19 protein-coding genes, 1 tRNA gene and 1 riboswitch are annotated in these 22,016 nt (G+C 71.3%); of the genes, 8 read left to right on the forward strand and 12 right to left on the reverse strand.

What is annotated here, in order from left to right; all coding sequences use genetic code 11:
- The first annotated feature begins 46 nt into the window (after positions 1 to 46).
- Entirely contained in the window at positions 47 to 922 is an 876-nt protein-coding gene (locus AB0E05_RS29630; RefSeq protein ID WP_361969103.1) for a hypothetical protein, read from the forward strand.
- A 124-nt stretch (positions 923 to 1,046) separates the two neighbouring features.
- Positions 1,047 to 2,093 (forward strand): methyltransferase, encoded by a 1,047-nt coding sequence (locus AB0E05_RS29635; RefSeq protein ID WP_361969031.1) that lies wholly within the window; start codon positions 1,047 to 1,049, stop codon positions 2,091 to 2,093.
- Positions 2,094 to 2,239: 146 nt separating this feature from the next.
- Here AB0E05_RS29635 and AB0E05_RS29640 read toward each other — a convergent pair whose 3' ends face one another.
- Complete coding sequence (locus tag AB0E05_RS29640) at positions 2,240 to 3,208, reverse strand: NmrA/HSCARG family protein (RefSeq protein ID WP_361969033.1); 969 nt, start codon at positions 3,206 to 3,208, stop codon at positions 2,240 to 2,242.
- 98 nt (positions 3,209 to 3,306) lie between these two features.
- Between AB0E05_RS29640 and AB0E05_RS29645 the strand changes: the two genes are divergently transcribed.
- The 3 genes from AB0E05_RS29645 (at position 3,307) to AB0E05_RS29655 (ending at position 6,355) form a co-directional block, all read left to right on the forward strand.
- A complete protein-coding gene (locus tag AB0E05_RS29645; protein WP_361969035.1) occupies positions 3,307 to 3,783 on the forward strand; it encodes a MarR family transcriptional regulator in 477 nt (158 codons plus the stop codon).
- Between the two features lie 541 nt (positions 3,784 to 4,324).
- Positions 4,325 to 5,317: an ADP-ribosylglycohydrolase family protein gene (locus AB0E05_RS29650; protein WP_361969105.1), complete on the forward strand. Its 993-nt coding sequence runs from the start codon at positions 4,325 to 4,327 to the stop codon at positions 5,315 to 5,317.
- 198 nt (positions 5,318 to 5,515) lie between these two features.
- Complete coding sequence (locus tag AB0E05_RS29655) at positions 5,516 to 6,355, forward strand: serine hydrolase domain-containing protein (RefSeq protein WP_361969037.1); 840 nt, start codon at positions 5,516 to 5,518, stop codon at positions 6,353 to 6,355.
- A gap of 190 nt (positions 6,356 to 6,545) precedes the next feature.
- Here the strand turns inward: AB0E05_RS29655 and AB0E05_RS29660 are convergent, their stop codons facing one another.
- Complete coding sequence (locus AB0E05_RS29660; RefSeq protein WP_361969039.1) at positions 6,546 to 6,872, reverse strand: hypothetical protein; 327 nt, start codon at positions 6,870 to 6,872, stop codon at positions 6,546 to 6,548.
- 98 nt (positions 6,873 to 6,970) lie between these two features.
- Between AB0E05_RS29660 and AB0E05_RS29665 the strand changes: the two genes are divergently transcribed.
- On the forward strand, positions 6,971 to 7,201 hold the full coding sequence (locus tag AB0E05_RS29665; protein ID WP_361969040.1) for a DUF4287 domain-containing protein: 231 nt from the start codon (positions 6,971 to 6,973) through the stop codon (positions 7,199 to 7,201).
- Positions 7,202 to 7,288: 87 nt separating this feature from the next.
- Here the strand turns inward: AB0E05_RS29665 and AB0E05_RS29670 are convergent, their stop codons facing one another.
- Both AB0E05_RS29670 and AB0E05_RS29675 read right to left on the reverse strand, forming a co-directional pair.
- Positions 7,289 to 8,179, reverse strand: a complete 891-nt coding sequence (locus tag AB0E05_RS29670; RefSeq protein ID WP_361969042.1) for a Bax inhibitor-1/YccA family protein — start codon at positions 8,177 to 8,179, stop codon at positions 7,289 to 7,291.
- A gap of 238 nt (positions 8,180 to 8,417) precedes the next feature.
- Positions 8,418 to 8,500, reverse strand: a tRNA-Leu gene (locus AB0E05_RS29675).
- A gap of 463 nt (positions 8,501 to 8,963) precedes the next feature.
- On the opposite strand from AB0E05_RS29675, the gene AB0E05_RS29680 reads away from it, so the two are divergent.
- Both AB0E05_RS29680 and AB0E05_RS29685 read left to right on the forward strand, forming a co-directional pair.
- Positions 8,964 to 9,725, forward strand: a complete 762-nt coding sequence (locus tag AB0E05_RS29680; RefSeq protein ID WP_361531826.1) for an ABC transporter ATP-binding protein — start codon at positions 8,964 to 8,966, stop codon at positions 9,723 to 9,725.
- 49 nt (positions 9,726 to 9,774) lie between these two features.
- Entirely contained in the window at positions 9,775 to 12,300 is a 2,526-nt protein-coding gene (locus AB0E05_RS29685) for an FtsX-like permease family protein (protein WP_361969044.1), read from the forward strand.
- 86 nt (positions 12,301 to 12,386) lie between these two features.
- Here the strand turns inward: AB0E05_RS29685 and AB0E05_RS29690 are convergent, their stop codons facing one another.
- The 8 genes from AB0E05_RS29690 to AB0E05_RS29725 form a co-directional block, all read right to left on the reverse strand.
- Positions 12,387 to 13,706 carry a cyclopropane-fatty-acyl-phospholipid synthase family protein gene (locus AB0E05_RS29690; protein ID WP_361969046.1) on the reverse strand — a complete coding sequence of 440 codons (1,320 nt, stop codon included), beginning with the start codon at positions 13,704 to 13,706 and terminating at the stop codon, positions 12,387 to 12,389.
- A gap of 237 nt (positions 13,707 to 13,943) precedes the next feature.
- The gene (locus AB0E05_RS29695) at positions 13,944 to 15,323 is read right to left on the reverse strand and encodes an NAD(P)/FAD-dependent oxidoreductase (RefSeq protein ID WP_361969048.1); all 1,380 of its coding nucleotides are present in this window, start codon (positions 15,321 to 15,323) and stop codon (positions 13,944 to 13,946) included.
- Positions 15,324 to 15,771: 448 nt separating this feature from the next.
- Positions 15,772 to 16,686, reverse strand: coding sequence for a Ppx/GppA phosphatase family protein (locus AB0E05_RS29700; RefSeq protein WP_361969050.1), 915 nt, complete (start codon positions 16,684 to 16,686; stop codon positions 15,772 to 15,774).
- Positions 16,683 to 17,240, reverse strand: coding sequence for a DUF501 domain-containing protein (locus AB0E05_RS29705; RefSeq protein WP_361969052.1), 558 nt, complete (start codon positions 17,238 to 17,240; stop codon positions 16,683 to 16,685). Before AB0E05_RS29705 ends, AB0E05_RS29700 begins: the two co-directional genes overlap by 4 nt.
- Positions 17,241 to 17,330: 90 nt before the next feature.
- Positions 17,331 to 17,813 carry a septum formation initiator family protein gene (locus AB0E05_RS29710; protein WP_361969054.1) on the reverse strand — a complete coding sequence of 161 codons (483 nt, stop codon included), beginning with the start codon at positions 17,811 to 17,813 and terminating at the stop codon, positions 17,331 to 17,333.
- 138 nt (positions 17,814 to 17,951) lie between these two features.
- On the reverse strand, positions 17,952 to 19,238 hold the full coding sequence (eno, locus tag AB0E05_RS29715) for a phosphopyruvate hydratase (protein ID WP_361969056.1): 1,287 nt from the start codon (positions 19,236 to 19,238) through the stop codon (positions 17,952 to 17,954).
- A 346-nt stretch (positions 19,239 to 19,584) separates the two neighbouring features.
- Complete coding sequence (locus AB0E05_RS29720; protein WP_361969058.1) at positions 19,585 to 20,307, reverse strand: transglycosylase family protein; 723 nt, start codon at positions 20,305 to 20,307, stop codon at positions 19,585 to 19,587.
- Between the two features lie 3 nt (positions 20,308 to 20,310).
- A riboswitch (cyclic di-AMP (ydaO/yuaA leader) is annotated at positions 20,311 to 20,432 on the reverse strand.
- Between the two features lie 503 nt (positions 20,433 to 20,935).
- Positions 20,936 to 21,973, reverse strand: a complete 1,038-nt coding sequence (locus AB0E05_RS29725) for a transglycosylase family protein (protein WP_361969060.1) — start codon at positions 21,971 to 21,973, stop codon at positions 20,936 to 20,938.
- Positions 21,974 to 22,016: the final 43 nt, after the last annotated feature.

Raw genomic sequence — 22,016 nt, forward strand, 5'->3', positions numbered from 1 at the left:
AGGAATTCGGGGTGTCGATGAAACAGGGAGTACGTCAGTGAGCGCCATGTCTCTTGCCCTGCTGCTGACCTGCGGCGCAGCCACGGTCGTGGGCGCCGCCGCCCTGCACGCCGCCCACGGGCTCCGCCGGCAGGTCACCGCCCTCAGGGCGGAGCTCGCCGAGCACGCCGCCCACTCCGCCGCGCAGCCGGCCGCCGCCTCCGTACCGCCGGCACGGCCCACGCCCGCCGCGGAGATACGCGCGGCCGTCGCCGAAGCCCTCGCCGAGGAGCGGGAGCGGGAGCTGGCCGAGGCGCGCGCCTTCTGGGCCGCGCAGGAGGCCCGGGACGCCGCCGACGCACCCGCGCCCCTGGTCGGCGGGGCGTCCGCGCCCGGCTCCACCGGCTCCACCGGCGCACCCGGCGTCCCCGGCGTCCCCGGCGAGGAGCTGCCCTTCTACGTGCCGCGCCAGGCCGACTTCGTCGGTCTTGAGGCCGTCGACTACGACATGACGGAGGCGCTGGAGGACATGGCCGACCTCCCGGAGGCGCCGGAGTTCGCCGAGGACTCCCCCGAACTGGCCGCCGCCCGCCGCCGGCACCCCTCGCACCCGGACTTCGTCCCCGTGCAGACGCCCGTCGTCACCGACCAGGAGCGCACGGTGGCCCGGCTGGAGGAGCTGGCGCAGGCCCGTACCGAACTCGCCGACGTACGACCCGGCCCGCTCGGCACGCTCGACGTGTACGTCTTCGCGGACGGGACGACGCTGTGCCTGACCCCCGGCCACCGCGAGACCGCCGAACGCCTGGCGCAGGCGCTGCGCGACGGCGACACCCCGGTGCTGCTGGGCGGCTCCGGCGTCTCCGGCGCGTACGCCCTGACGTTCGTCTGCGGCGGGGAGACGGTCTACATACTCGCGGACCGCGTGATCGCCTCCCTCTGACCGCCTGAAACCCCCGCCGGGGCCCCGGCGACCACTGGCGGGAACCGAACGGTCGGTTCCCGCCTGCTGGCATGCTGTCCCCCCGGTCGAGCCGGTGCCAACCGGCCCTCAGGGAGGCGTGTCCATGGCTGACGAGAAGACGACGGGCGAGCTGGCGGACGCACGGCGCAGTGCGGCGCTGCTCGTGGACCAGGCGGTGGGGTTCCTGTACCCGGCGGCGCTGCGCGCCGCGGCGGCCGTCGGGGTGGCGGACCACCTGGCCGACGGCCCGCGGACACCGGCCGAGTTGGCGGCGACGACCGGCAAGGACGGGGGGGCGCTGCACCGGGTGCTGCGGCTGCTCGCGACCCGGGGGCTGTTCGCCGAGGACGACCTGGGGCGGTTCCGGCTCACGCCGGACGGGGACGCGCTGCGCAGCGACGCCCCGGTCTCGGCGCGCTCCGCGGTGCTGATGCTGACGGACCCCACGATGTGGCGGCCGGCCGGGGAGATGAGCCGCTGCCTGACGGACGGCGGCTCGGCCTTCGACGCGCTCTTCGGGATGCCGTTCTTCGACCACTTCGCCCGGGACGAGGCGACGGCGGCCGTCTTCCACGCGGGCATGGCGTCCATGTCGGACGCCGAGAACGCGCCGATCGCCGCGGCCTACGACTTCCCCGAGGCCGCTCGGGTGGTGGACGTCGGCGGCGGCTACGGCGGGCTGCTCGCCGACGTGCTGGCGGCCGGCCCCACGCTGCACGGCGTGCTGTACGACCGCGCGCACGTGCTCGCCGGCCACCGCCTCGCCACGCGCCTGCCGGGCGCCGCGGACCCGGCGGGCCGGTGGGAGACGGCGGAGGGCGACTTCTTCGCGTCCGTGCCGACCGGGGACGTCCTGCTGCTCAAGCGGATCCTGCACGACTGGGACGACGAGCAGTGCGTGACCGTGCTGCGGCACTGTCGGGCCGCGCTGTCCCCGGGCGGCCGGGTGCTGGTGATCGACGCGGTGATCCCGTCGGGCAACGAGCCCCACCAGGGCAAGGACCTCGACCTGATGATGATGGCGTCCCTGACGGGCCGGGAGCGCACGGAGTCGGACTTCGCGTCCCTCTTCGCCCGCGCGGACCTCCGCCTGCGCCGCGTGGTCCCCACCCCCACGGTCCTCTCGATCGTCGAGGCCAGCGCGACCTGACCGCACCCGCGCCCTGTGCCCCGGTGCGGGGCCCAACGCCCCAAGCCCCGGTGCTTCCCTTCGGATAGCTCCCCTCTGCGGGCCGGTGGGTGGTACCGGGCGTCAGCTCGCAAGGGGGCGTCGGCCGCCCGAGCGCACACCGGTACTCATCGGACCGTCGCCGCGGCGTGCTGCGACAGCCACTCGGGGAGCGACTGGAGGCCGGGGTTGAGCGCCCGTACGGCGGTCAGGTCGCGGTCGCCGGTGAAGGTGGCCGCGGCCTTCACGTAGTACGCGAACATGTTCGTCACCTCGTCCGCGGCATACGCACCGGACGCGCGGTACTCGTCGAAGCTCGCCGCCCGGTAGGCGACCTTCTCGCCCAGCGCCGCCGTGAACAGCTCCGCCAGCTCCGCGCCCGTGTGGTGCGCACCGGCGATGCTGACCGTCTTGCCGACCAGCTCCGGGTGGCGGAAGACGCCGAGCGCGGTCCGGCCGATGTCGTCGGAGGCGATCCCGGCGAGCGGGGCGTCGGCCATCGGCAGGGTGAGCGCGAGCGTGCCGTCCTCGCCGCGCACCGGGCCCATGCCGCCCAGGAACGCCTCGTAGAAGAAGCTGGTGCGCAGGAAGGTGGTGGGGACGCCCTCCGCGGTGAACAGCCGGTCCGCCTCGGCCTTGGCGTCGAAGTGGGGCACGGTGTAGTCGCCTTCGAGCACCGGCACCCGGTCGTCGCCGCCCAGCGCGGGGCGGGTGTCCTCCAGGGTGGACCAGATGACGTGCCGGAGCCCGGCGGCCCGCGCGGCCCGGGCGGCGTTGCCCGCCTGCTCCAGCTCCATCTGCGCCGCGGTGCGGCGCCGTACGTCCGCTTCGGGGCGCTGGGCCCAGAAGTTGGTGACGACGAACGCTCCGTACGCCCCCTCGAACGCGGCGCGCACCGACGCCTCGTCGTCAAGGTCGGCGGCCACCACCTCGGCGCCGTCCTCGGCCAGGCGGCGGGCGGCGGGCGAGCCCGCGTTCCGGGTCAGGGCGCGCAGGGCGAACGGCCCGTCCGGGTCGGCCAGGATCGCCCGGGCGAGCCCGCCGCCCTGCGAACCGGTCGCCCCGACGACGACAATGGTCTTCTTCGTTTCGGACATCGTTACTCCCCTGGGCCATAGGTTGACGTATCAACTTCAGCGATCGCCACGCTACTTCCCCTCGGTTGATGCGTCAACTAGAGGCTAGGATCGTTGCCATGTCCGACGAGCCCTGGCTGAACGAGGCCGAACAGCGCGCCTGGCGGTCCTACCTCCACATGCAGCGCATGCTGAGCGCCCGCCTCGCCTCCCGCCTGCAACACGATTTCGACCTCTCGGCGGCCGACTACGAGATCCTGGTCAACCTCTCGGAGTCCGCCGACGGACGCATGTGCCCCAGCGACCTGGCCGCGGCGACCCAGTGGGAGAAGAGCCGACTGTCCCACCACATCACCCGGATGGAACGCCGGGGCATGGTCACCCGCGAGCCCTCCCGCACGGGCCGCTACCCGGACGTGCAACTCACCGAGGCGGGCCGCGCCGCGATCCGCCGCGCCGCCCCCGAACACGCGGCGGACGTCCGCGCGCTCTTCGTCGACGTCCTCGGCCCGCAGCGCCTCGCCCGCTTCGCGGAGGACTGCCGCACGGTCACGGACGCCCTGGACAGGGAGGCTCCAAGGCCCCCGAAAGTATGATGTGTTGCACCAGGACGTGGACCGTCCCCAGGCCCAGACGCCCGAGGAAGAGGCAGTGAACTCCGACCGCAGCGACGCCGGACGCCCCCGATTCGTCCAGATCACGACCGATCCCCGCCTCTTCGAGGACGACGGATCGGGTCAGCGGATCGTCGACGGACCGCCGCGCTACCGGCACAAGACGGACGGCCCGGTGCAGTACGTGGCGGTCGCCGACACGGAGAACTCCCTCGTCGGCTACCTGTGGTTCAACGACGGGGACGACGCGGCCGGGTGGCTGCCCCTCAGGTCCGACGGTTCGCGCGGCGGCGAGTGGCGGGAGCGGCTCCACTCGGGCAAGGCCCGCGGACTCGCCCCGTCCCAGACGGTGACCGAGCTGATCCGGCTCTGGCCCTCCTCGACGTACACGCACATCGTCCAGGGCTCCCTCGCCGAGGCCCGGAGCCAGCGGGCGCTGAACGAGTCCGCCGGCCACTTCAACACCGACCGGGTCCGCAAGTCGGCCGACGGCTCCCTCTTCGGCCTCGCCGTCGGCGACGCCATGGGCTACCCCACCGAGTTCCTCGACATGCAGCAGATCGCGGCGACGTTCGGCACCTGGCAGGAGATGGGGCTGCCGCTGTCCGCGGGCGACGTGGTCCGGGTGACCGACGACACCCAGATGGCGCTCGCGGTCGGCGAGGCGCTCGTGGCGGCCGGCGCGGGTACACCGGGGCCGCGCGAAGCCGCCGCCGCCCTCACCCCGTACGGCGTCGAGGTGGCCCTGCGCAAGCACTTCGTCAGCTGGCTGCACGACCCCGACAACGACCGCGCCCCCGGTCAGACCTGCCTGCGGGCCTGCGCCAACCTCGAACGCGGCATGCGCTGGCAGGACGCCACCGTCATCAACTCCAAGGGCTGCGGCGCCAACATGCGCGTCACCCCCGTCGCCCTCGTCCCCGCCCTGAGCGGCGGCCAGCGCTCGGGCATCGCCCAGCTCCAGGCCGCGCTCACCCACGGCCACCCCACCGCGCTCGCGGCCAGCGACCTGACGTGCCACGCCACCTGGCTCCTCGCACACCGCTGCCCGCTCGACGAGCTGCTGCCCGAACTGCGCTCGTACGCACAGAAGTCCCGCAACACCTACCGCGGGGACTGGCTCGGCGACCTGGCCGCCAAGGCGGGCGCACCGGACCCGGCGTCGTTCATCGCGTTCGGCTGGGACGAGTGCCTGCGCGCCCTGGACATCGCGGCGCAGGCGCTCCGGGCGAAGGACGCGGAACGCGACCCCTGTGAGGCGGTGGGGGCGAGCTGGGTGGCCGAGGAAGCGCTGGCCACGGCCCTGTACTGCCTCCTCGTCACCGACGGCCACCCGCGCTCGACGGTCCAGCGCGCCGCGCACTCCTCCGGCGACTCCGACTCCGTCGCCGCGCTTGCCGGCGCCTTCGCCGGCGCGCACCACGGCCACACGTCCTGGCCCCCGGAGTGGCGGGAGGCGATGGAGTACGGCGCCCGCATCACCGCGCTGTCCACGTCGTGGGACGCAGTCGACTGACGAGCCCCCGCCCACCCGAACGACAAGTGGGTGCGGCATGTCGTCGCCCGGCTCAGCTCCATCGAATCCGTCCTCGACCTCATCGCCTCAGCCTGACCCACCGCCCGCGGGGTCGAACAAATGACAAGAAGCCCGAGAATTCCCTCCTTCCCCAGGAGAAGGCGTCAGAGCAGCAAGCGATAGGAGGAGTAACCGAACATGCGAACGCCCACATGCATCCTTGGTGGAAGCGGAATTCGTGACCAAATCGCACATGGCCACGATCCGGATCTTTTCGTTGAAGTGGGATCGCTAACAAAGGTGATTACCGGCACCATTCTGGTGCAGCTGGAGAAGTTGGGCACGTTGCGCCTAGACGATCCGGTCGAAAAATGGCTGCCTGAAGCGCCGAAGAAGACCGGGATCACCCTGCGGCAACTCGCCGAGCACACATCAGGGTTACCGAGGCTCCCCTCAAATCTCACGCCAAAGATTCGCGATCCATACGCTTCATTCACCTACGAATCCCTCAACGAAGTGGTGCGGACTCTCGATCAAGCGGGGGCGGGACCTACTGGGACGGTCAGCTATTCCAACCTCGGGTACTGCATTTTAGGGCTTGCCCTCACGACTGCCGCCGACTCCCCGTTCCAGCAGCTGGTGGACCAGCACGTTCTCACCCCCTTGGGACTGGAACCAGGCGCGATGACCGCGCATCCCTCCAAGGAACGCCGACTGGTCCGCCGCAGCCTCCTCGGCCGACCTCGAAGCACGTGGAGCCTTTCGGGGCCCATGCTCCCCGCCGGAGGACTCTGGACGACACCACGCACAGCCGCCCGCGTATTGGTGGGACTCGCGGTCGACCGCGAATTGGGCGAGCCTGCCCCCAGCTGGTTCCGAGGAGAATCATCCCTCTACCACATCGGCGCCACTCGGGACTCATCAGTCGTCGCTGGAGCACGCAAAGATGGTCAATGGCTGCTTCTGCATCGCCTTCACGGGAACGCGAACAAGACAGGTCGCCTTGCGGTGGAGACGTTCAGGAATACCACCGGATGAGGCCCGCGTCTGACCGCACATGCGGCGGGCGGCTGCATCACACCCTGTCCCGATGAAGGACGTGCCGGACGAACTCGCCGAGGCCCCTTTCGACGGGCCCCGACGGCGTCCCGGTGATCCAAGAGAGAAGCGGCGGGGTTCGGGGGCGCGCGGGGCTGTCCGCAACACGTCAGCGCACCGCACGCGCTCGTCAGGGAAACGCCCTGCGTTCCGCGGCTCGGATCGCGGACACCGCCTCCGTCACGGCCGAAACCTCCGCCGCGGAGCCCTTCCGCAGCGCCTCGGCGAGGTCGCGGCCGGCGACCTGGACCTGGTCGGCGACGACGAAGACGCCCGCGTCGGGCATGGTCCGCGGCTCGCGCTCCGGCGTCTCGATTCGCTGGGCGCGCAGCGCCAGTTCCCTGGCCAGGGCCAGGCCCTCCGCCGCCGCACCCCGCTGGAGGCGGCTCTGCGGTGCCGCGCGCAAGGCGGCGGCGAAGTGGTCGGCGGCGTCGAGCAGGGGGGTCGTATCAAGCACACCGCACCCTATGCACACCCCACGGAGTGTTGCCAACGGCCGGCGCCTCAGGCACGGTGGCGACAAGGAGCACACGCGCTAAGCGTCCGGAGGCGCCGATGTCCCATGTCTTCTCCGAAGAGACCCACCGCAATCTCCTCTCCCGCATCCCCCACTGCACCGGTCGTGAGATCTCCGATTGGTTGCACACCGTCGAGGAAGGCCCCTCTCTCTTCCGTCTTGAGGAGAAGGTGAGCTGGCTCCGGAGTGAGCACGACCTCTCGTACGGCCACGCCAAGGCGATCATCCACGAGTACGACCTGCGGCGGGCCGCACGGAGACTGCTCTGAGGGACGGTCCGGAAACGGCGGAGGGCCCGCAGGCGCTGTGCCTGCGGGCCCTCCTTCACGCCGGGCGCTCGCGCCCTGGCGTCAGGATCAGTCGTTGCCCTGGATGATCGACAGCACGCGCAGCATCTCCAGGTAGATCCACACCAGGGTCATGGTGAGGCCGAAGGCCGCGAACCACGCCTCCCGCTGCGGCGCACCGTAGGTGATGCCGTCCTCGACCTGCTTGAAGTCCAGGGCGAGGAAGCACGCGCCGAGCACGATGCCGAGGACGCCGAACAGGATGCCGAGGCCGCCGCTGCGGAAGCCCAGGCCGTCGCCGCCGCCGAAGACGGCGAAGAGGAGGTTGACCGCCATCAGCAGCATGAAGCCGATCGCGGCGGCCATCACGAAGCCGTAGAAGCGGCGCGTGACCCGGATCCAGCGCATCTTGTACGCGATCAGGACACCGGCGAAGACCGCCATCGTGCCGAGGACGGCCTGAGCGACCACCCCGGGGCTGATGTAGGTGCTGACGGCGCTGGAGATCACGCCGAGGAAGACGCCCTCGAAGGCCGCGTACGCCAGGATCAGCGCGGGAACCGGCTTGGCCTTGAAGGACTGCACCATCGCGAGGACGAAGGCCACGAGGGCCGCGCCGATCGCGATGCCGTAGGACTTGCCCAGCGCGCCCTCGTCGACGGGCAGCGTGACCCAGGCGAGGACGGCGGTGAGCACCACGGTGCCGAGCGTCATCGCGGTGCGCGAGACGACGTCGTCGATGGTCATCACACCGGCGCCGGCGGGCGCCTGCGGACCGCCACCGGCGACCTGCGGGTCGGTCGGGGCGTACGGGTTGGTCGCGTACGGGTTGCCCGTGCCCTGGGCGTAAGGGTTGGTGGCTACGGCGGCGCCCCCGGCCTGCGGCTGCGCGTTGAAGCCCGCCATGCCGTTGTCGCGGCTGAACCCCCGTCGCGAGAAGACCGGGTTACTGCTCCTCATCTCACTCCTCCATGGCCGCCGGATGCGGCCTTGCGACAAGAGTAATGGGAGCGCAAAGCCTCTGCCCTAGTGCCAACGGAGGATCTTTCCGGATCGTGACCGGGCTCTCACGTCGCTGACGGGGGTCGTCGGGCGGGCTGCGGCGTCCTGCGGGAGGGGGTGGAAGTGGATGGTGGACTCACCCATCCGATGTTTTCAGCTTCAACGACTTTTGACCGCTTCCCCGGGCCCCCTGCGGTGCCCGGAGCCGGACTCGAACCGGCACGCCCGCGAAGGGCAGCGAGGTTTAAGCTCGCCGTGTCTACGTTCCACCATCCGGGCCTGATACACCGCTCGCAACGAGGGACGAGCCTATCCGGGCTGATCCTTCTCAATGGCGGCCGATGGCCCGATGTTGTCTTATTTTATTGCCGCCTGATTGGGCATCAGTGCTGGTGAACGGCGCGTGGGCACATATGTCCCGACACGTGGTCACTCTCGCGACTTCACGCGATTGACGGAAACTCGTCGCCCGTGCCCGACCCGGGCGCGGGCCCCGGCCCGGCCCGTCGCGGACCCACAGTACGTGCCTCGCACACATGCCGGATGCACGCGTCGCGCGGCACTGATCCGATCTTCCCGTCTCGGGGGTGCCGTCATACCCAAGGAGGAGGAACCGAGGAGCCGGTGCGACCAAAGAGGGCCATCGGAACGGGCACGAGGGCTGACGTTCGGACGTACGGCGGCGGTCACGATGGAGTCATCCCCGATTCGTCACGCCGACAGGAGTGCCCCCGTGACCACCATGTCCCTCACCCACCGGCCCACCACCGTGGCCGCCCGCGCCACGGACCTGTCCAAGGTGTACGGGCAGGGCGAGACCCAGGTGGTCGCCCTCGACCGGGTCACCGTCGACTTCAACCAGGCCGAGTTCACCGCGATCATGGGCCCCTCAGGCTCCGGCAAGTCCACGCTGATGCACTGCGTGGCCGGCCTGGACACCTTCAGCTCCGGCTCCGTGCGGATCGGGGAGACCGAGCTGGGCTCCCTCAAGGACAAGCAGCTGACCCAGCTGCGCCGCGACAAGATCGGCTTCATCTTCCAGGCGTTCAACCTGCTGCCGACGCTCACCGCGCTGGAGAACATCACGCTGCCGATGGACATCGCCGGCCGCAAGCCCGACAAGCAGTGGCTGAACAACGTGATCGACATGGTCGGGCTCTCCGGCCGGCTCAGCCACCGCCCGACCCAGCTCTCCGGCGGTCAGCAGCAGCGCGTCGCCGTGGCCCGCGCCCTCGCCTCCCAGCCGGAGATCATCTTCGGTGACGAGCCGACCGGAAACCTGGACTCGCGCTCCGGCGCCGAGGTCCTCGGCTTCCTGCGCAACTCGGTCCGCGAGCTCGGCCAGACCGTCGTCATGGTCACCCACGACCCGGTGGCCGCCTCCTACGCGGACCGGGTGATCTTCCTCGCCGACGGCCGGATCGTCGACGAGATGCACAACCCCAGCGCCGACGGCGTCCTCGACCGGATGAAGGCGTTCGACGCCAAGGGCCGGACCAGCTGACCCGGCCGACAGCTCCGCTGCCCCGGCTCCCACCACAGGATTGACTGACATGTTCCGTACCGCTCTGCGCAATGTGCTCGCGCACAAGGCCCGGCTGTTGATGACCGTGCTCGCCGTGATGCTCGGCGTGGCGTTCGTCGCCGGCACCCTGGTCTTCACCGACACCCTCGGCAACGCCTTCAAGAACCAGTCGGCCAAGGGCTACGACAAGATCGCCGTGGTCGTCGAGAGCCGCGACGAGGCCGGGCTGCCCGCCGGGACCCTGAAGAAGATCCAGGGCCTCGGCGAGGTCGACGAGGCCACCGGCCGGGTCGACGGCTTCGCCGGCGTCGCCGACCAGGACGGCAAGCTCATCGGCAACGGCTGGGCCAACGCCGGCGGCAACTTCGCCCCCGGCAAGGACGGCAAGGACGCCGACTACGACTTCACCCAGGGCAACGGCCCGGCGAAGGCCGACGAGATAGCGCTCGACAAGGAGACCGCCAAGAAGGGCGAGTACGAGGTCGGCGACACCGTCCGGGTCGCCACCAACGGCCCGGTGAAGGAGTACGCCCTCGCCGGTGTCTTCACCACCGAGAACGGCGCCGTCAACGCCGGCGGCAGCCTCGTCCTCTTCGACACCGCCGTCGCGCAGGAGCTGTACCTCAAGCCCGGCCACTACGACACGATCAAGGTGACCGCCAAGAAGGGCACCGCCGACTCCGCCGTCCTGGCCGGTGTGCAGCCGCTGCTGCCGAAGGACACCGACGCCAAGACCGGCACCAAGCTGGCCGACGAAGAGGCCGACCTCATCAAGCGCGAGATGAGCAACATGAGCACGATGCTGCTCAGCTTCGCCGGCATCGCCCTCTTCGTGGGCATCTTCCTGATCGCCAACACCTTCACCATGCTGGTCGCCCAGCGCACCCGCGAGCTGGCCCTGATGCGTGCCGTCGGCGCCTCCCGCCGACAGGTCAAGCGCTCGGTGATCCTGGAGGCGCTGCTCGTCGGCGTCATCGCGTCCGCCATCGGCTTCGTCCTCGGCCTCGGGCTCGCGGTCGGGCTGCGCTCGCTGGTCGGCTCCTTCGGCGCCAAGATCCCCAACGGTCCGCTGGTGATCTCGCCGAACGCGATCCTGGCCGCCCTCGCCGTCGGCGTGGTCGTCACCGTGCTCGCCGCCTGGCTGCCCGCCCGCCGCGCCGCGAAGATCCCGCCGGTCGCCGCGATGAGCAGCGTGCACTCGGTCGCCTCCGCCAAGTCCCTGCTGGTGCGCAACGTCATCGGCGCCCTGCTGACCGCCGGCGGCGCCGGGCTGATCGCCACGGGTGCCGGCGCGAGCGACGGCACCACCGGCCGCTACATGATCGCCAGCGGCGCCTTCCTGGCCCTCATCGGTGTGATCGTGCTGATCCCGCAGCTCTCCCGGCCGCTGATCGCCCTGGTGCGCCCGCTGCTGCACGGAGTCTTCGGCGTCGCCGGCAAGCTCGCCGGACAGAACGCGGTCCGCAACCCGCGCCGCACCGGCGCCACCGCGTCCGCGCTGGCCATCGGCCTGACCCTGGTCACCGGTCTGACCGTGATCGGCGTGACCGTCGGCCAGGCCATCGACAAGTCGACCACGGACAACATCCGCGCCGACTACCTCGTCACCATGGCCGACAGCGGCCGGTCCCTGGACCCGTCCGCGGTCACCGCCCTGGCGAAGGCGAAGGGCGTGGAGGCGATCTCGCCCCGGCAGAACGCGTCCTTCGACATCAAGGACTCGTACAAGTCGGTCTCCGGGGTGGACCCCAAGGGCGTCGAGGGCGTCTTCCACCTCAAGACGGTCTCCGGCTCGCTGGGCACGCTCGCCGACGGCCAGCTCGCGATCGCCGAGAAGACGGCCGAGAAGAACGGCTGGAAGCCCGGCGACCAGGTGCCCGTCACCTTCCACCGGGACGACGTGAAGACCGACAAGACGCTGACGGTCGGCGCGGTCTTCGAGGACAACGACATGGTGGCCCCCTACCTCCTCGACACCAAGGTCATCGCCCCCTTCGAGGAGAAGCCCTCCATCCCCGAGGTGTGGGTGAAGATGGCCGGCGGGGAGACCGAGGCCAACGAGCAGGCGCTGGTGGAGGCCCTCGGTGACAACCCGGCGATGTCCATCATGGACAAGCAGGACATCCGCAACCTGTTCGGCGGCATGATCAACACGATGCTGAACATCATGTACGGCCTGCTGGCGATGGCCCTGATCATCGCGGTCCTCGGAGTCGTCAACACCCTCGCGATGTCCGTCTTCGAGCGTCAGCAGGAGATCGGCATGCTGCGGGCGATCGGCCTGGACCGCCGCCGGGTGAAGCGGATGATCCGTCTGGAGGCCGTGGTCATCTCGCTCTTCGGCGCGGTGATCGGCATCGCCCTCGGCGCCTTCCTCGGCTGGGCGATCGGCGAGACGTTCCGGGAGTCCCTGCCGGGCTACGCCCTGGTCATCCCGTGGGGGCGGATCGGCGTCTTCCTGCTGCTGGCCGGCGTGGTCGGCGTGCTGGCCGCGATGTGGCCGGCCCGCAGCGCCGCACGGCTGAACATGCTCACCGCGATCAAGACGGAGTAGCCGCGGCAGCGGCACGGCACGAGGAGGGCCCCGGGGATTCCCGGGGCCCTCCCACGTACGTACGGGGGCGGCGCCGCGGGCGGGCGTCAGGTCCAGGTGCGGGTGCGCAGCGGCAGCCCGGACGCCCCGTCCGCGCCGGTCTTCACGGCGACGACCTGGTTCACCCCGATCCGGTTGCGCTCGAAGGAGAGCGCGGACGCGGCCATGTACAGCCGCCACACCCGGGCCCGGCCCGGCGAGGTGAGCGCGACGCCCTGCTGCCAGTCGTCCTCCAGGTTGGCCACCCAGCGGCGCAGGGTGAGGGCGTAGTGCTCGCGGATGGACTCCACGTCCCGCACCTCGAAGCCGGCGGACTCCAGGCCCGTGACCGTGGCGCCGAGCGGCGACAGCTCCCCGTCGGGGAAGACGTACCGGTCGATGAACTCGTCCACCTCGTACGCCGACTCGTCGGCCTGCGGGCGGCGCGCGATCTGGTGGTTCAGCAGCCGGCCGCCGGTCTTGAGGAGGGCGTGGAGCTGGGCCGCGTACTCCTGGTAGCGCAGGGAGCCGACGTGTTCGGCCATCCCGATGGAGGAAATGGCGTCGTACGGGCCGTCCCTGACGTCCCGGTAGTCCTGGACGCGGATCTCGATCCGGTCGGTCAGCCCGGCCTCGGCGACCCGCTTGCGGGCGTACGCGGCCTGCTCGCGGGAGAGCGTGACGCCGGTGACCTGCGCCCCGTACTCGCGGGCGGCGTGGATGGCCATCGAGCCCCAGCCGGAGCCGACGTCCAGCAGCCGGTCGCCCTCCTTCAGGGCGAGCTTGCGGGCGACGAGGTCGAGCTTGGCGCGCTGGGCGTCCTCCAGGGTCAGCGCGCCGTCGCCCCAGTAGGCGCAGGAGTACACCATGGAGGGACCGAGGACGAGTGCGTAGAAGTCGTTCCCGACGTCGTAGTGGTGGCTGATGGCCTGGCGGTCGCGGCGCTTGGTGTGCGAGGAGCCGGCACGGCGGCCGACCTCCTCGGGGGGCGGCGGCGGGGGCGGCAGGGCGCCGCCGAGCGCCAACAGGCCGCGGGCCGCGGTGCGCAGCCCCGGGTCGCGCAGCCGCCGCAGCCGGCTGTCCGTTTCATGGGCGGCGTCGGCTTCGCGGGCGGCGTCGGCACGCTCCCAGAGGACGCCGGTGAGGTGGTCCAGGACGGTGTAGAGGTCGCCGTCGACGTCGAGTTCCCCGGCGACCCAGGCGCGCGCCAGGCCCAGCTCGCCGGGCCGCCACAACAGCCGCCGCAGGGCGCGGCGGTGCCGCACCACGAGCACGGGTCCGCCCGGCGGCCCCGCCTCCGACCCGTCCCAGGCCCGCAGGCGGACGGGGAAGGGCTTGCCCAACAGGTCTTCGGCGAGGGCGGTCAGCCGCACTGCGGCTTGGGCCATGGCGCACACCTCCGTGAGGTTCCGGCGTTCCGGCTGGCGGATTGCGGGTTGCCGTCACGACAACAACCCGACCCCTGAGGGTGCTTCCCGCCCGGCGCCCGTACTGACCGTGAAACGCCCGTATCCCGCTGTGAACCCCCCGCATGGTCGTGCCCCGGGCACGGCGAAGGGGCCGCCCGCACCACGGATGGCGGGCGGCCCCTCGTTCGGGTGCCTACGGGACCGGGAAGGCCGGAGTCAGGAAGCCTTGGCCTTCTCGGGGGTGGCGGTGACCGGCGCGGGCGTCGGCTTGGCCGCCTCGTAGAACTCCTCGCGCGGCGACTGGATCGCGCCGAGGGAGACGACTTCGCGCTTGAGGAACATGCCGAGCGTCCAGTCCGCGAAGACGCGGATCTTGCGGTTCCAGGTCGGCATCGCGAGGCCGTGGTAGCCACGGTGCATGTACCAGGCCAGCCGACCGCGGAGCTTGATCTTCATCTTGCCCATGACGATCATGGCGACGCCCTTGTGGAGGCCGAGGCCGGCCACGGCGCCCTTGTTGGCGTGGCTGTACTCCTTCTGCGGGAAGCCCCGCATGCCGGAGACCACGTTGTCGCCGAGGACCTTGGCCTGGCGCAGGGCGTGCTGCGCGTTCGGCGGGCACCAGGCGTTCTCCACGCCGGCCTTGCGGGCGGCGACGTCCGGGACCTGGGCGTTGTCGCCGGCGGCCCAGATGTAGTCCGTGCCCTGGACCTGGAGGGTGGTGGAGGTGTCCACGTGGCCGCGGGGGCCGAGCGGGAGGCCGTAGCGGGCGAGCGCCGGGTTCGGCTTGACGCCGGCGGTCCACACGATGGTGTCGGAGTCGACCTCCAGGCCGTTCTTCAGCACCACGTGGCCGTCGACGCAGGAGTCCATCGACGTCTGCAGGTAGATCTCGACGCCGCGGGACTCCAGGTGCTCCTTGCCGTAGGCGCCGAGCTTGGGCCCGACCTCCGGAAGGATCTTGTCGGCCGCGTCGACGAGGATGAACCGCATGTCCTCGCGCTTGACGTTGGTGTAGTACTTGGCGGCGTCGCGCGCCATGTCCTCGACCTCGCCGATGGTCTCGGCCCCGGCGAAGCCGCCGCCGACGAAGACGAAGGTCAGCGCCCGACGGCGGACCTCCTCGTCGGTGGTGGAGTCGGCCTTGTCGAGCTGCTCCAGGACGTGGTTGCGCAGCCCGATGGCCTCTTCGATGCCCTTCATGCCGATGCCCTGCTCGGCGAGTCCGGGGATCGGGAAGGTGCGGGAGATCGCGCCCAGGGCCACGACCAGGTAGTCGAACGGCAGCTCGTACGCCTCGCCGACGAGCGGCGCGATGGTGGCGACCTTGCGGTCCTGGTCGATCGTGGTGACCCGGCCGGTGAGCACTTCGGCCTTCGGCAGGACGCGTCGCAGCGGGACGACGACGTGCCGGGGCGAGATGCTGCCGGCGGCGGCTTCGGGGAGGAAGGGCTGGTACGTCATGTACGACCGCGGGTCGACGACCGTGACGGTCGCCTCGCCGTAGCGCATCTTCTTCAGAATGCGCCGTGCCGCGTACAAGCCAACGTACCCACCGCCTACTACGAGGATCCTGGGACGCTCCGTGGTGCTCATGCCATCGAGTATCCACCCCCCTGGTGGGGGGTGCTCGTGAGCCCCTTCACAAGGTCTCGACCGGGCTCTGCTACACTGCGCGGCCCGCGTGATCGAGGTCATGGTCCACTTGGGGAACCCGAAGGGTGGTCCAGTCGTTGGGCACCCGCTGTGAGCTGGCCCCTTGAGGGGACTCCAGGGGTTCGCCGGTCCGGTGGTTCACCTTCCCGAATCACCCCGAAGTCCCTTTCGCCCGCACTCCTTCGGGCCCAAAGGCCCCGCAGCGCGTGCCTTTCGGCCCCGCACCGCCCCCATCAGGCCCCTTTTCCTTGTGAAGAACTTCACGAAGTTGCTCATCGAGTTCTCATCAAGGCCGTGTCACCGCGACATTTATGCGGCTTTTATGCGCCTGGACGGCCCCGGCGCCGGCCTCCGTGGGGCCCCGCGCAGCCCCCCGCAGGGCTGCCGATCAGGCGATGGACGCCGCGATTCCGTCGAGGATGTCGTGCTCGCTGACGACCACCTCGTCCGCCCCGATCCGCTCCATGATCGCGAGCAGGACGAGCGCGCCCGGGACGATCACGTCCACCCGTCCCGGGTGCATCACCGGGATCGCGGCCCGCTCGTCGTGGGTCGCGGCGGCCAGGGTGCGCACGATCTCCGCGACCGCGGCGCGGGAGATCCGGGAGTGGTGGATCGCCCGGGAGTCGTACGCGTCCAGTCCCAGCGCGATGCCGGCGACCGTGGCGACGGAGCCGGCCAGCCCCACCAGCGTGCGGGCGCCGCGCAGCGGCACGGTCTCCTCGGCGAGGTCCAGGGCGGCCTCGATGTCCACGCGGACCGCGGCCAGTTCGGCCGCCGACGGCGGATCGCTGCGCACGTGGCGCTCGGTGAGCCGGACGCAGCCGATGTCCACGGAGCGCGCGGCCTCCACCCGGTCGCGTCCGATGACGAACTCGGTGGAGCCGCCGCCGATGTCGACGACCAGCCGCTCCTCGTGGCCGGGCAGCTCGCCGGTGGCACCGGTGAAGGAGAGTTCGGCCTCCTGGTCCCCGGTGATCACCTCGGGCTCGACGCCCAGGATGTCGACGACGCCCCGGACGAAGTCCGCGCGGTTCTCGGCGTCGCGGGTGGCGGAGGTGGCGACGAAGCGGACGCGCTTGACGCCGTGCTGGGCGATGGCCGCGGCGTACTCGCGGCAGGCCGCGAAGGTGCGCTCCAGCGCCTCGGGGGCGAGCCGACCGGTGCGGTCGACGCCCTGCCCCAGTCGGACGATGATCATCCGTCGGTCCAGCTCGACCAGTTCGCCACTGCTCGGATCGACCTCGGCGACGAGGAGCCGGATGGAGTTGGTGCCGCAGTCGACGGCGGCGACGCGGGTCATGCGTCCTCCTCCGGGGCCTGCGCGGCGAACCCGTCGGCCGGGCACGGGGTCACGCAGGGGCCCTTGCGCCACCACTCGGGCAGCATCGCGATGGCCTCGTCGCCCAGCGGGTTGACCCCGGGGCCCGCGGCCAGCGAGTGCCCGACCAGGACGTGCAGGCACTTCACCCGGTCCGGCATGCCGCCGGCGCTCGGGAAGCCCGTCAGCTCCTCGATCTCGTCGCGGCGCGCGATGTAGTCCTCGTGCGCGGCCCGGTAGGCGGCGGCGAGTTCGGGGTCCGTCGCCAGCCGCTCCGACATCTCCTTCATCACGCCGTTGGCCTCCAGCGTGCCGATCGCGGAGGCGGCGCGCGGGCAGGTCAAGTAGTACAGCGTGGGGAAGGGGGTGCCGTCGGGCAGCCGGGGCGCGGTCTCGACGACGTCCGGCAGTCCGCAGGGGCAGCGGTGGGCGATCGCCCGCAGACCGCGCGGCGGGCGCCCGAGCTGGAGCTGGAAGGCCGCGATGTCGTCGTCCGTGGGGGCGGTGTGCTCGGTGGTGGGTGGAGGGGTTTCCATGCCTGCCTTGGATCCGTCGTTCTACGTTGCTGCGTCGTCGTGCTGCGTGGTGCTGCGTCGTCGTGCGTGCCGCGTGGGTCCGGTGCGCGGTCAGTCGCGGTCCGCGTCGTCGACGCCTTCCCAGACGTTCGAGTACCAGGGCCGGTCGGCCGAGCCCTCGTCCTTGCGGCGCTGCTCGGCCGCCTCCGGGTCGATCATGATGTACCCGGTCTCCCCGGGCAGCACGTAGTGCAGGTGCTCGCGGGCCAGGCGGCGGACGTACATGTCGTCCTGGAGCCGCGCCTTCTCGTCCCGCAACCGCTCCACCTGCTGCTCCGCGTCGGCCATCCGCTCGCGCTGGTCGGCGATGTCGCCGCGCTGCGAGACGTACTGCCGCATCGGGTACGCCAGCGCCACGACGAGGGAGCAGACGACGAGCGCGAGGAAGGCCGCCCGGCCCGTCAGCCGGGAGCGGCGCGCCTGGCGCTTGGTCTGGGAGCGGTACACGCGCGCGGCGGTCTGCTCGCCGAGCAGTCGCAGCCTGGTCGCGGTGGAGAACCGTCCGTCACCGGTCCCGGGCTTCCTTCGGGCCATCTCTTCCGCCTCCCCTGCGCCGGCTGCTCCGTCGGTGCCGTCTGGTCGGTGCCATCGGGGGACGTACGCGCGTACGTCCCCGGACACGGTACGGGACCGCGGCCGGGGACGTACCGCACGACTGGCTGCCGGGGCCGATCAGCCCTTGAAGCGGGGGAACGCGCTGCGGCCCGCGTACACGGCCGCGTCGTCCAGGATCTCCTCGATGCGCAGGAGCTGGTTGTACTTGGCGACGCGCTCGGAGCGGGCCGGGGCGCCGGTCTTGATCTGACCGCAGTTGGTGGCGACGGCCAGGTCGGCGATGGTGACGTCCTCGGTCTCGCCGGAGCGGTGGGACATCATGCACTTGAAGCCGTTGCGCTGGGCCAGCTCGACGGCGTCCAGGGTCTCGGTCAGCGAACCGATCTGGTTGACCTTGACGAGCAGGGCGTTCGCGGAGCCCTCCTCGATGCCGCGGGCCAGGCGCTCCGGGTTGGTGACGAAGAGGTCGTCGCCGACGATCTGGACCTTGGCGCCCAGCTTGTCGGTGAGCACCTTCCAGCCGGCCCAGTCGTCCTCGAAGAGCGGGTCCTCGATGGAGACCAGCGGGTAGGCCGCGACCAGCTCCTCGTAGTACTCGGTCAGCTCGGCGGCGGAGAGGGACTTGCCCTCGAACTCGTACGAGCCGTCCTTGTAGAACTCGGAGGCGGCGACGTCGAGCGCGAGCGCGATGTCCTTGCCCGGGACGTAGCCGGCTTCCTTGATCGCCTCGATGATCAGGTCCAGCGCGGCGCGGTTGGAGTCCAGGTTCGGCGCGAAGCCGCCCTCGTCGCCGAGGCCGGTGGACAGGCCGCGGCCCTTCAGCACCTTCTTGAGGGTGTGGTACACCTCGGTGCCCCAGCGCAGCGCCTCGGAGAAGGACTCCGCGCCGATCGGGGCGATCATGAACTCCTGGATGTCCACGTTGGAGTCGGCGTGCGAGCCGCCGTTCAGGATGTTCATCATCGGAACGGGCAGCAGGTGCGCGTTCGGGCCGCCGAGGTAGCGGAAGAGCGGCAGGTCGGACGCCTCGGAGGCGGCGTGCGCCACGGCGAGGGAGACGCCGAGGATGGCGTTGGCGCCCAGCGACGACTTGTCCGGGGTGGCGTCCAGGTCGAACATCGCCTGGTCGATGAGGCGCTGCTCGGTGGCGTCGTAGCCGACGAGCTCCGGGCCGATCTGCTCGATGACGGCGAGGACGGCCTTCTCGACGCCCTTGCCCTGGTAGCGGTTCGGGTCTCCGTCGCGGAGTTCCAGGGCCTCGAAGGCACCGGTGGAGGCACCCGAGGGCACGGCGGCGCGGCCGGTGCTCCCGTCGTCGAGGCCGACCTCGACCTCGACCGTGGGGTTGCCTCGGGAGTCCAGGATTTCCCGGGCTACGACGACGTCGATGGACGGCACGAGCATCTCCTTCTGGGATGTGACGCGTGGGGTGCGGGCTCAGCGGCCCAACGGCAAGAGCCTAACCGGCTGGGGGGCGCCGACCGGCCGCTGCCCGCCCCCTGGGACGAAAAAGAGTGCGAAGAACTTCACCCCGGCCGAAAGGCGCACAGCTACTGCCGGGTAACGCCTCTCAACTGCGCGGATGCCTGCTCAGACGCGGGCCATCGACGATCGGCGCGGGCGCGCGGCGCACCCGTGACACACAGAACCCCGGGCCGGCGCGTACGGGGGAAGCGCGCCGGCCCGGGGCCGTGAGTGGCGAACCCGTGGGGGGTCGGGTCGGGGTGACGGCCCGTGGGTTCGCGACGGGTCAGCTCAGGTGGAGCTGCTGACCCGGGTAGATGACGTCGGCGTCGTCCACGACGTCCTTGTTCAGCTCGAAGAGCTTCTGCCAGCCGCCCTCGACCTGCTCGGTCTCGGCGATCTTGCTCAGGGTGTCGCCGGACTGGACCTCGTACTCGCCGTCGCCCTTCTCGAAGCCGCCGGCCTTCGGCGCGGACTTGGCCGGGGCGGACGGGCGCTCGGAGCGGGTGGTCGGGGCCTCGGCGCGCTCCTGCGAGGGCTGCGCCTGCTGCTGCTTCGGCTGCTCCTGCTTGGGCTGCTGCTTCGGCTGCTCCTGCTTCGGGGCGGGGGCCTGCTCGGCGCCGCCGCCGTTGTACGCGGCCTTGGAGAGGCCGACGCCGCAGCTCGGCCAGGCACCCTTGCCCTGGCCCGCGAGGACCTTCTCGGCGATCTCGATCTGCTGCGACTTGGAGGCGAGGTGCGCGTTCGACGCGTACTTGGTGCCACCGAAGGCGGCCCAGGTGGAGGCGGAGAACTGCAGGCCGCCGTAGTAGCCGTTGCCGGTGTTGATGGACCAGTTGCCGCCGGACTCGCACTGGGCGACCTTGTCCCACTCGGCGGCGGTGGCGGCGGAGGCGGAGGTGGCGCCCACCAGCGGGGCGGCGATCGCGGCGGTGGTGATGCCGGCGAAGGCGGCGAACTTGGCGGCCTTGGACGGGCGGCGGTGCTTGCCCTTGCTGGAAAACAGCATGGTGGATCTCCTCACCGACGCCTACGAGGTGAGCTGTCGGGTTCGGGCCAAGTGAGTTGCCCGGCCGCGCGCTCGGCGCGGCTTCACCCCTAGGGCGTGTCTGACGGATCTGGCTGGGCTCGCGTGCCCTGACACCGCGCCTCGCCGCGTTGTCGTCGGTCGCCGACGCTCCGCGTCGACTCCCTCCTCCGCCTTGATATCCACGGCACCAGACCCCGCTCGCTGGTCCAGCCCGATCCATCAGACACGCCCAGCCGGTGTCCGTGCCCCGGGTCTCCCCGGGGTGGACGGGACCGGCACGTACGTGGGTCCCCCGCTCCTGCCTTCGGCGCTCTCGCGACGACTGTTCCCCCCGACCGACGGCAGGATTCGGCGTGACGGTCAGTGGTGCCCGCTTTGGCGAGCGGTCAGACCGTAAACACAGCCCTCCCCGATGTTCAAAGAAGGAACATCGGGGAGAAAACGCCCATCACGGCCTTCCGGAAACCTCCGTTTCCGCAGGTGGGGCACGGAATGCGTCGTTCCGCTCGGCCACGGAAGCCCGTTCGAGCAGAGAGACACATGTCTCACTTACGCAGAAACGGACAAAAGCCGGCAAAACCCTGCCTCAACGTGCCCCGGAATCGGGCTACTTCACCCCGAGGTCAAGGTTCTGACCAGGCAGGATCAAGTCGGGATCAGCGCCGACCGCGTCGCGGTTGGCCTCGTACAGCGCCGGCCAGCCTCCGGGGAGGTCCTGCGCGTCCGCGATGGCCCAGAGGTTGTCCCCGGGGCGGACGGTGTACGTGCCGGGCGACGCGGTCGCGGTGTCCCCGCCGGCCTCGCCCTTCTCCTTCTGGACGTCGGCGGCGGCACCCGGGTTGCCCGGGGTCGCGCCGTCCTTGCCGGCGCCGCTGTCGGTGCCGGTGCCCGTCGAGCCGCCGTTCTGCTGGCCCTTCGCCGGTGCGCCGGCCGCCTTGCCCGGGTCGGCGGGCTGGACGGAGTCGCCGCGGCCGGGCGTGTCGCTGCGCGAGGCCCGGGTGTCGTCGGTCGCGCGCTGTTCGCCCGCGCCCTTCCCCGCACTCTTCTCCGTACCCTCGCTCGTGCCCGAGGGGTCCGGGGTCGCAGGAGTCGCAGGAGTCGCCGAGGATTCGGTCGCGGCCGGGCCGCGGTGCTTGCCGCCGGCCTTCTTGCCCTCGTCCGCACCGGTTCCCGGCCCGACGCCGTTGCCGACGCCCTGGGTCGAGGTGGGGGACGGCACGGCCGGCACGGAGGGCGTCGGCAGCGCGCCCGGGTCGACCTTCGGCGCCTTGACGCCCGGCAGCCCCGCGTTCGCCCCGCAGGACGACCACGCCAGCGGCCCCTGGGCGGCCAACACCTTCTCCGCCACCGCGATCTGCTGCGAACGGCTCGCGAGGTCGGCGCGCTCCGCGTACTGCGCACCGCCGAAGGCGTCCCAGGTCTCCTGCGAGAACTGGAGCCCGCCGAAGTAGCCGTTGCCGGTGTTGGCGCTCCACTGCCCGGCGCTCTCGCACTCCGCCACGCGGTCCCAGACGGCGGAGTCCGCGGCGGACGCCGACCCCGCGCCCAGGAGCGGGATCGCGATCGCGGATCCCGTCACCCCCGCGGCGACGACGAGGGCCGGGGCCTGGCGAGGACGGCGATGTCGACCATTCCCGGAGAGCATGCGGTTGCCTTTCGCTGACGGCTGAGACGGGGGTGAACGTAGC

Source organism: Streptomyces sp. NPDC048057 (genome assembly GCF_040653095.1).
Classification (GTDB): Bacteria; Actinomycetota; Actinomycetes; order Streptomycetales; family Streptomycetaceae; genus Streptomyces.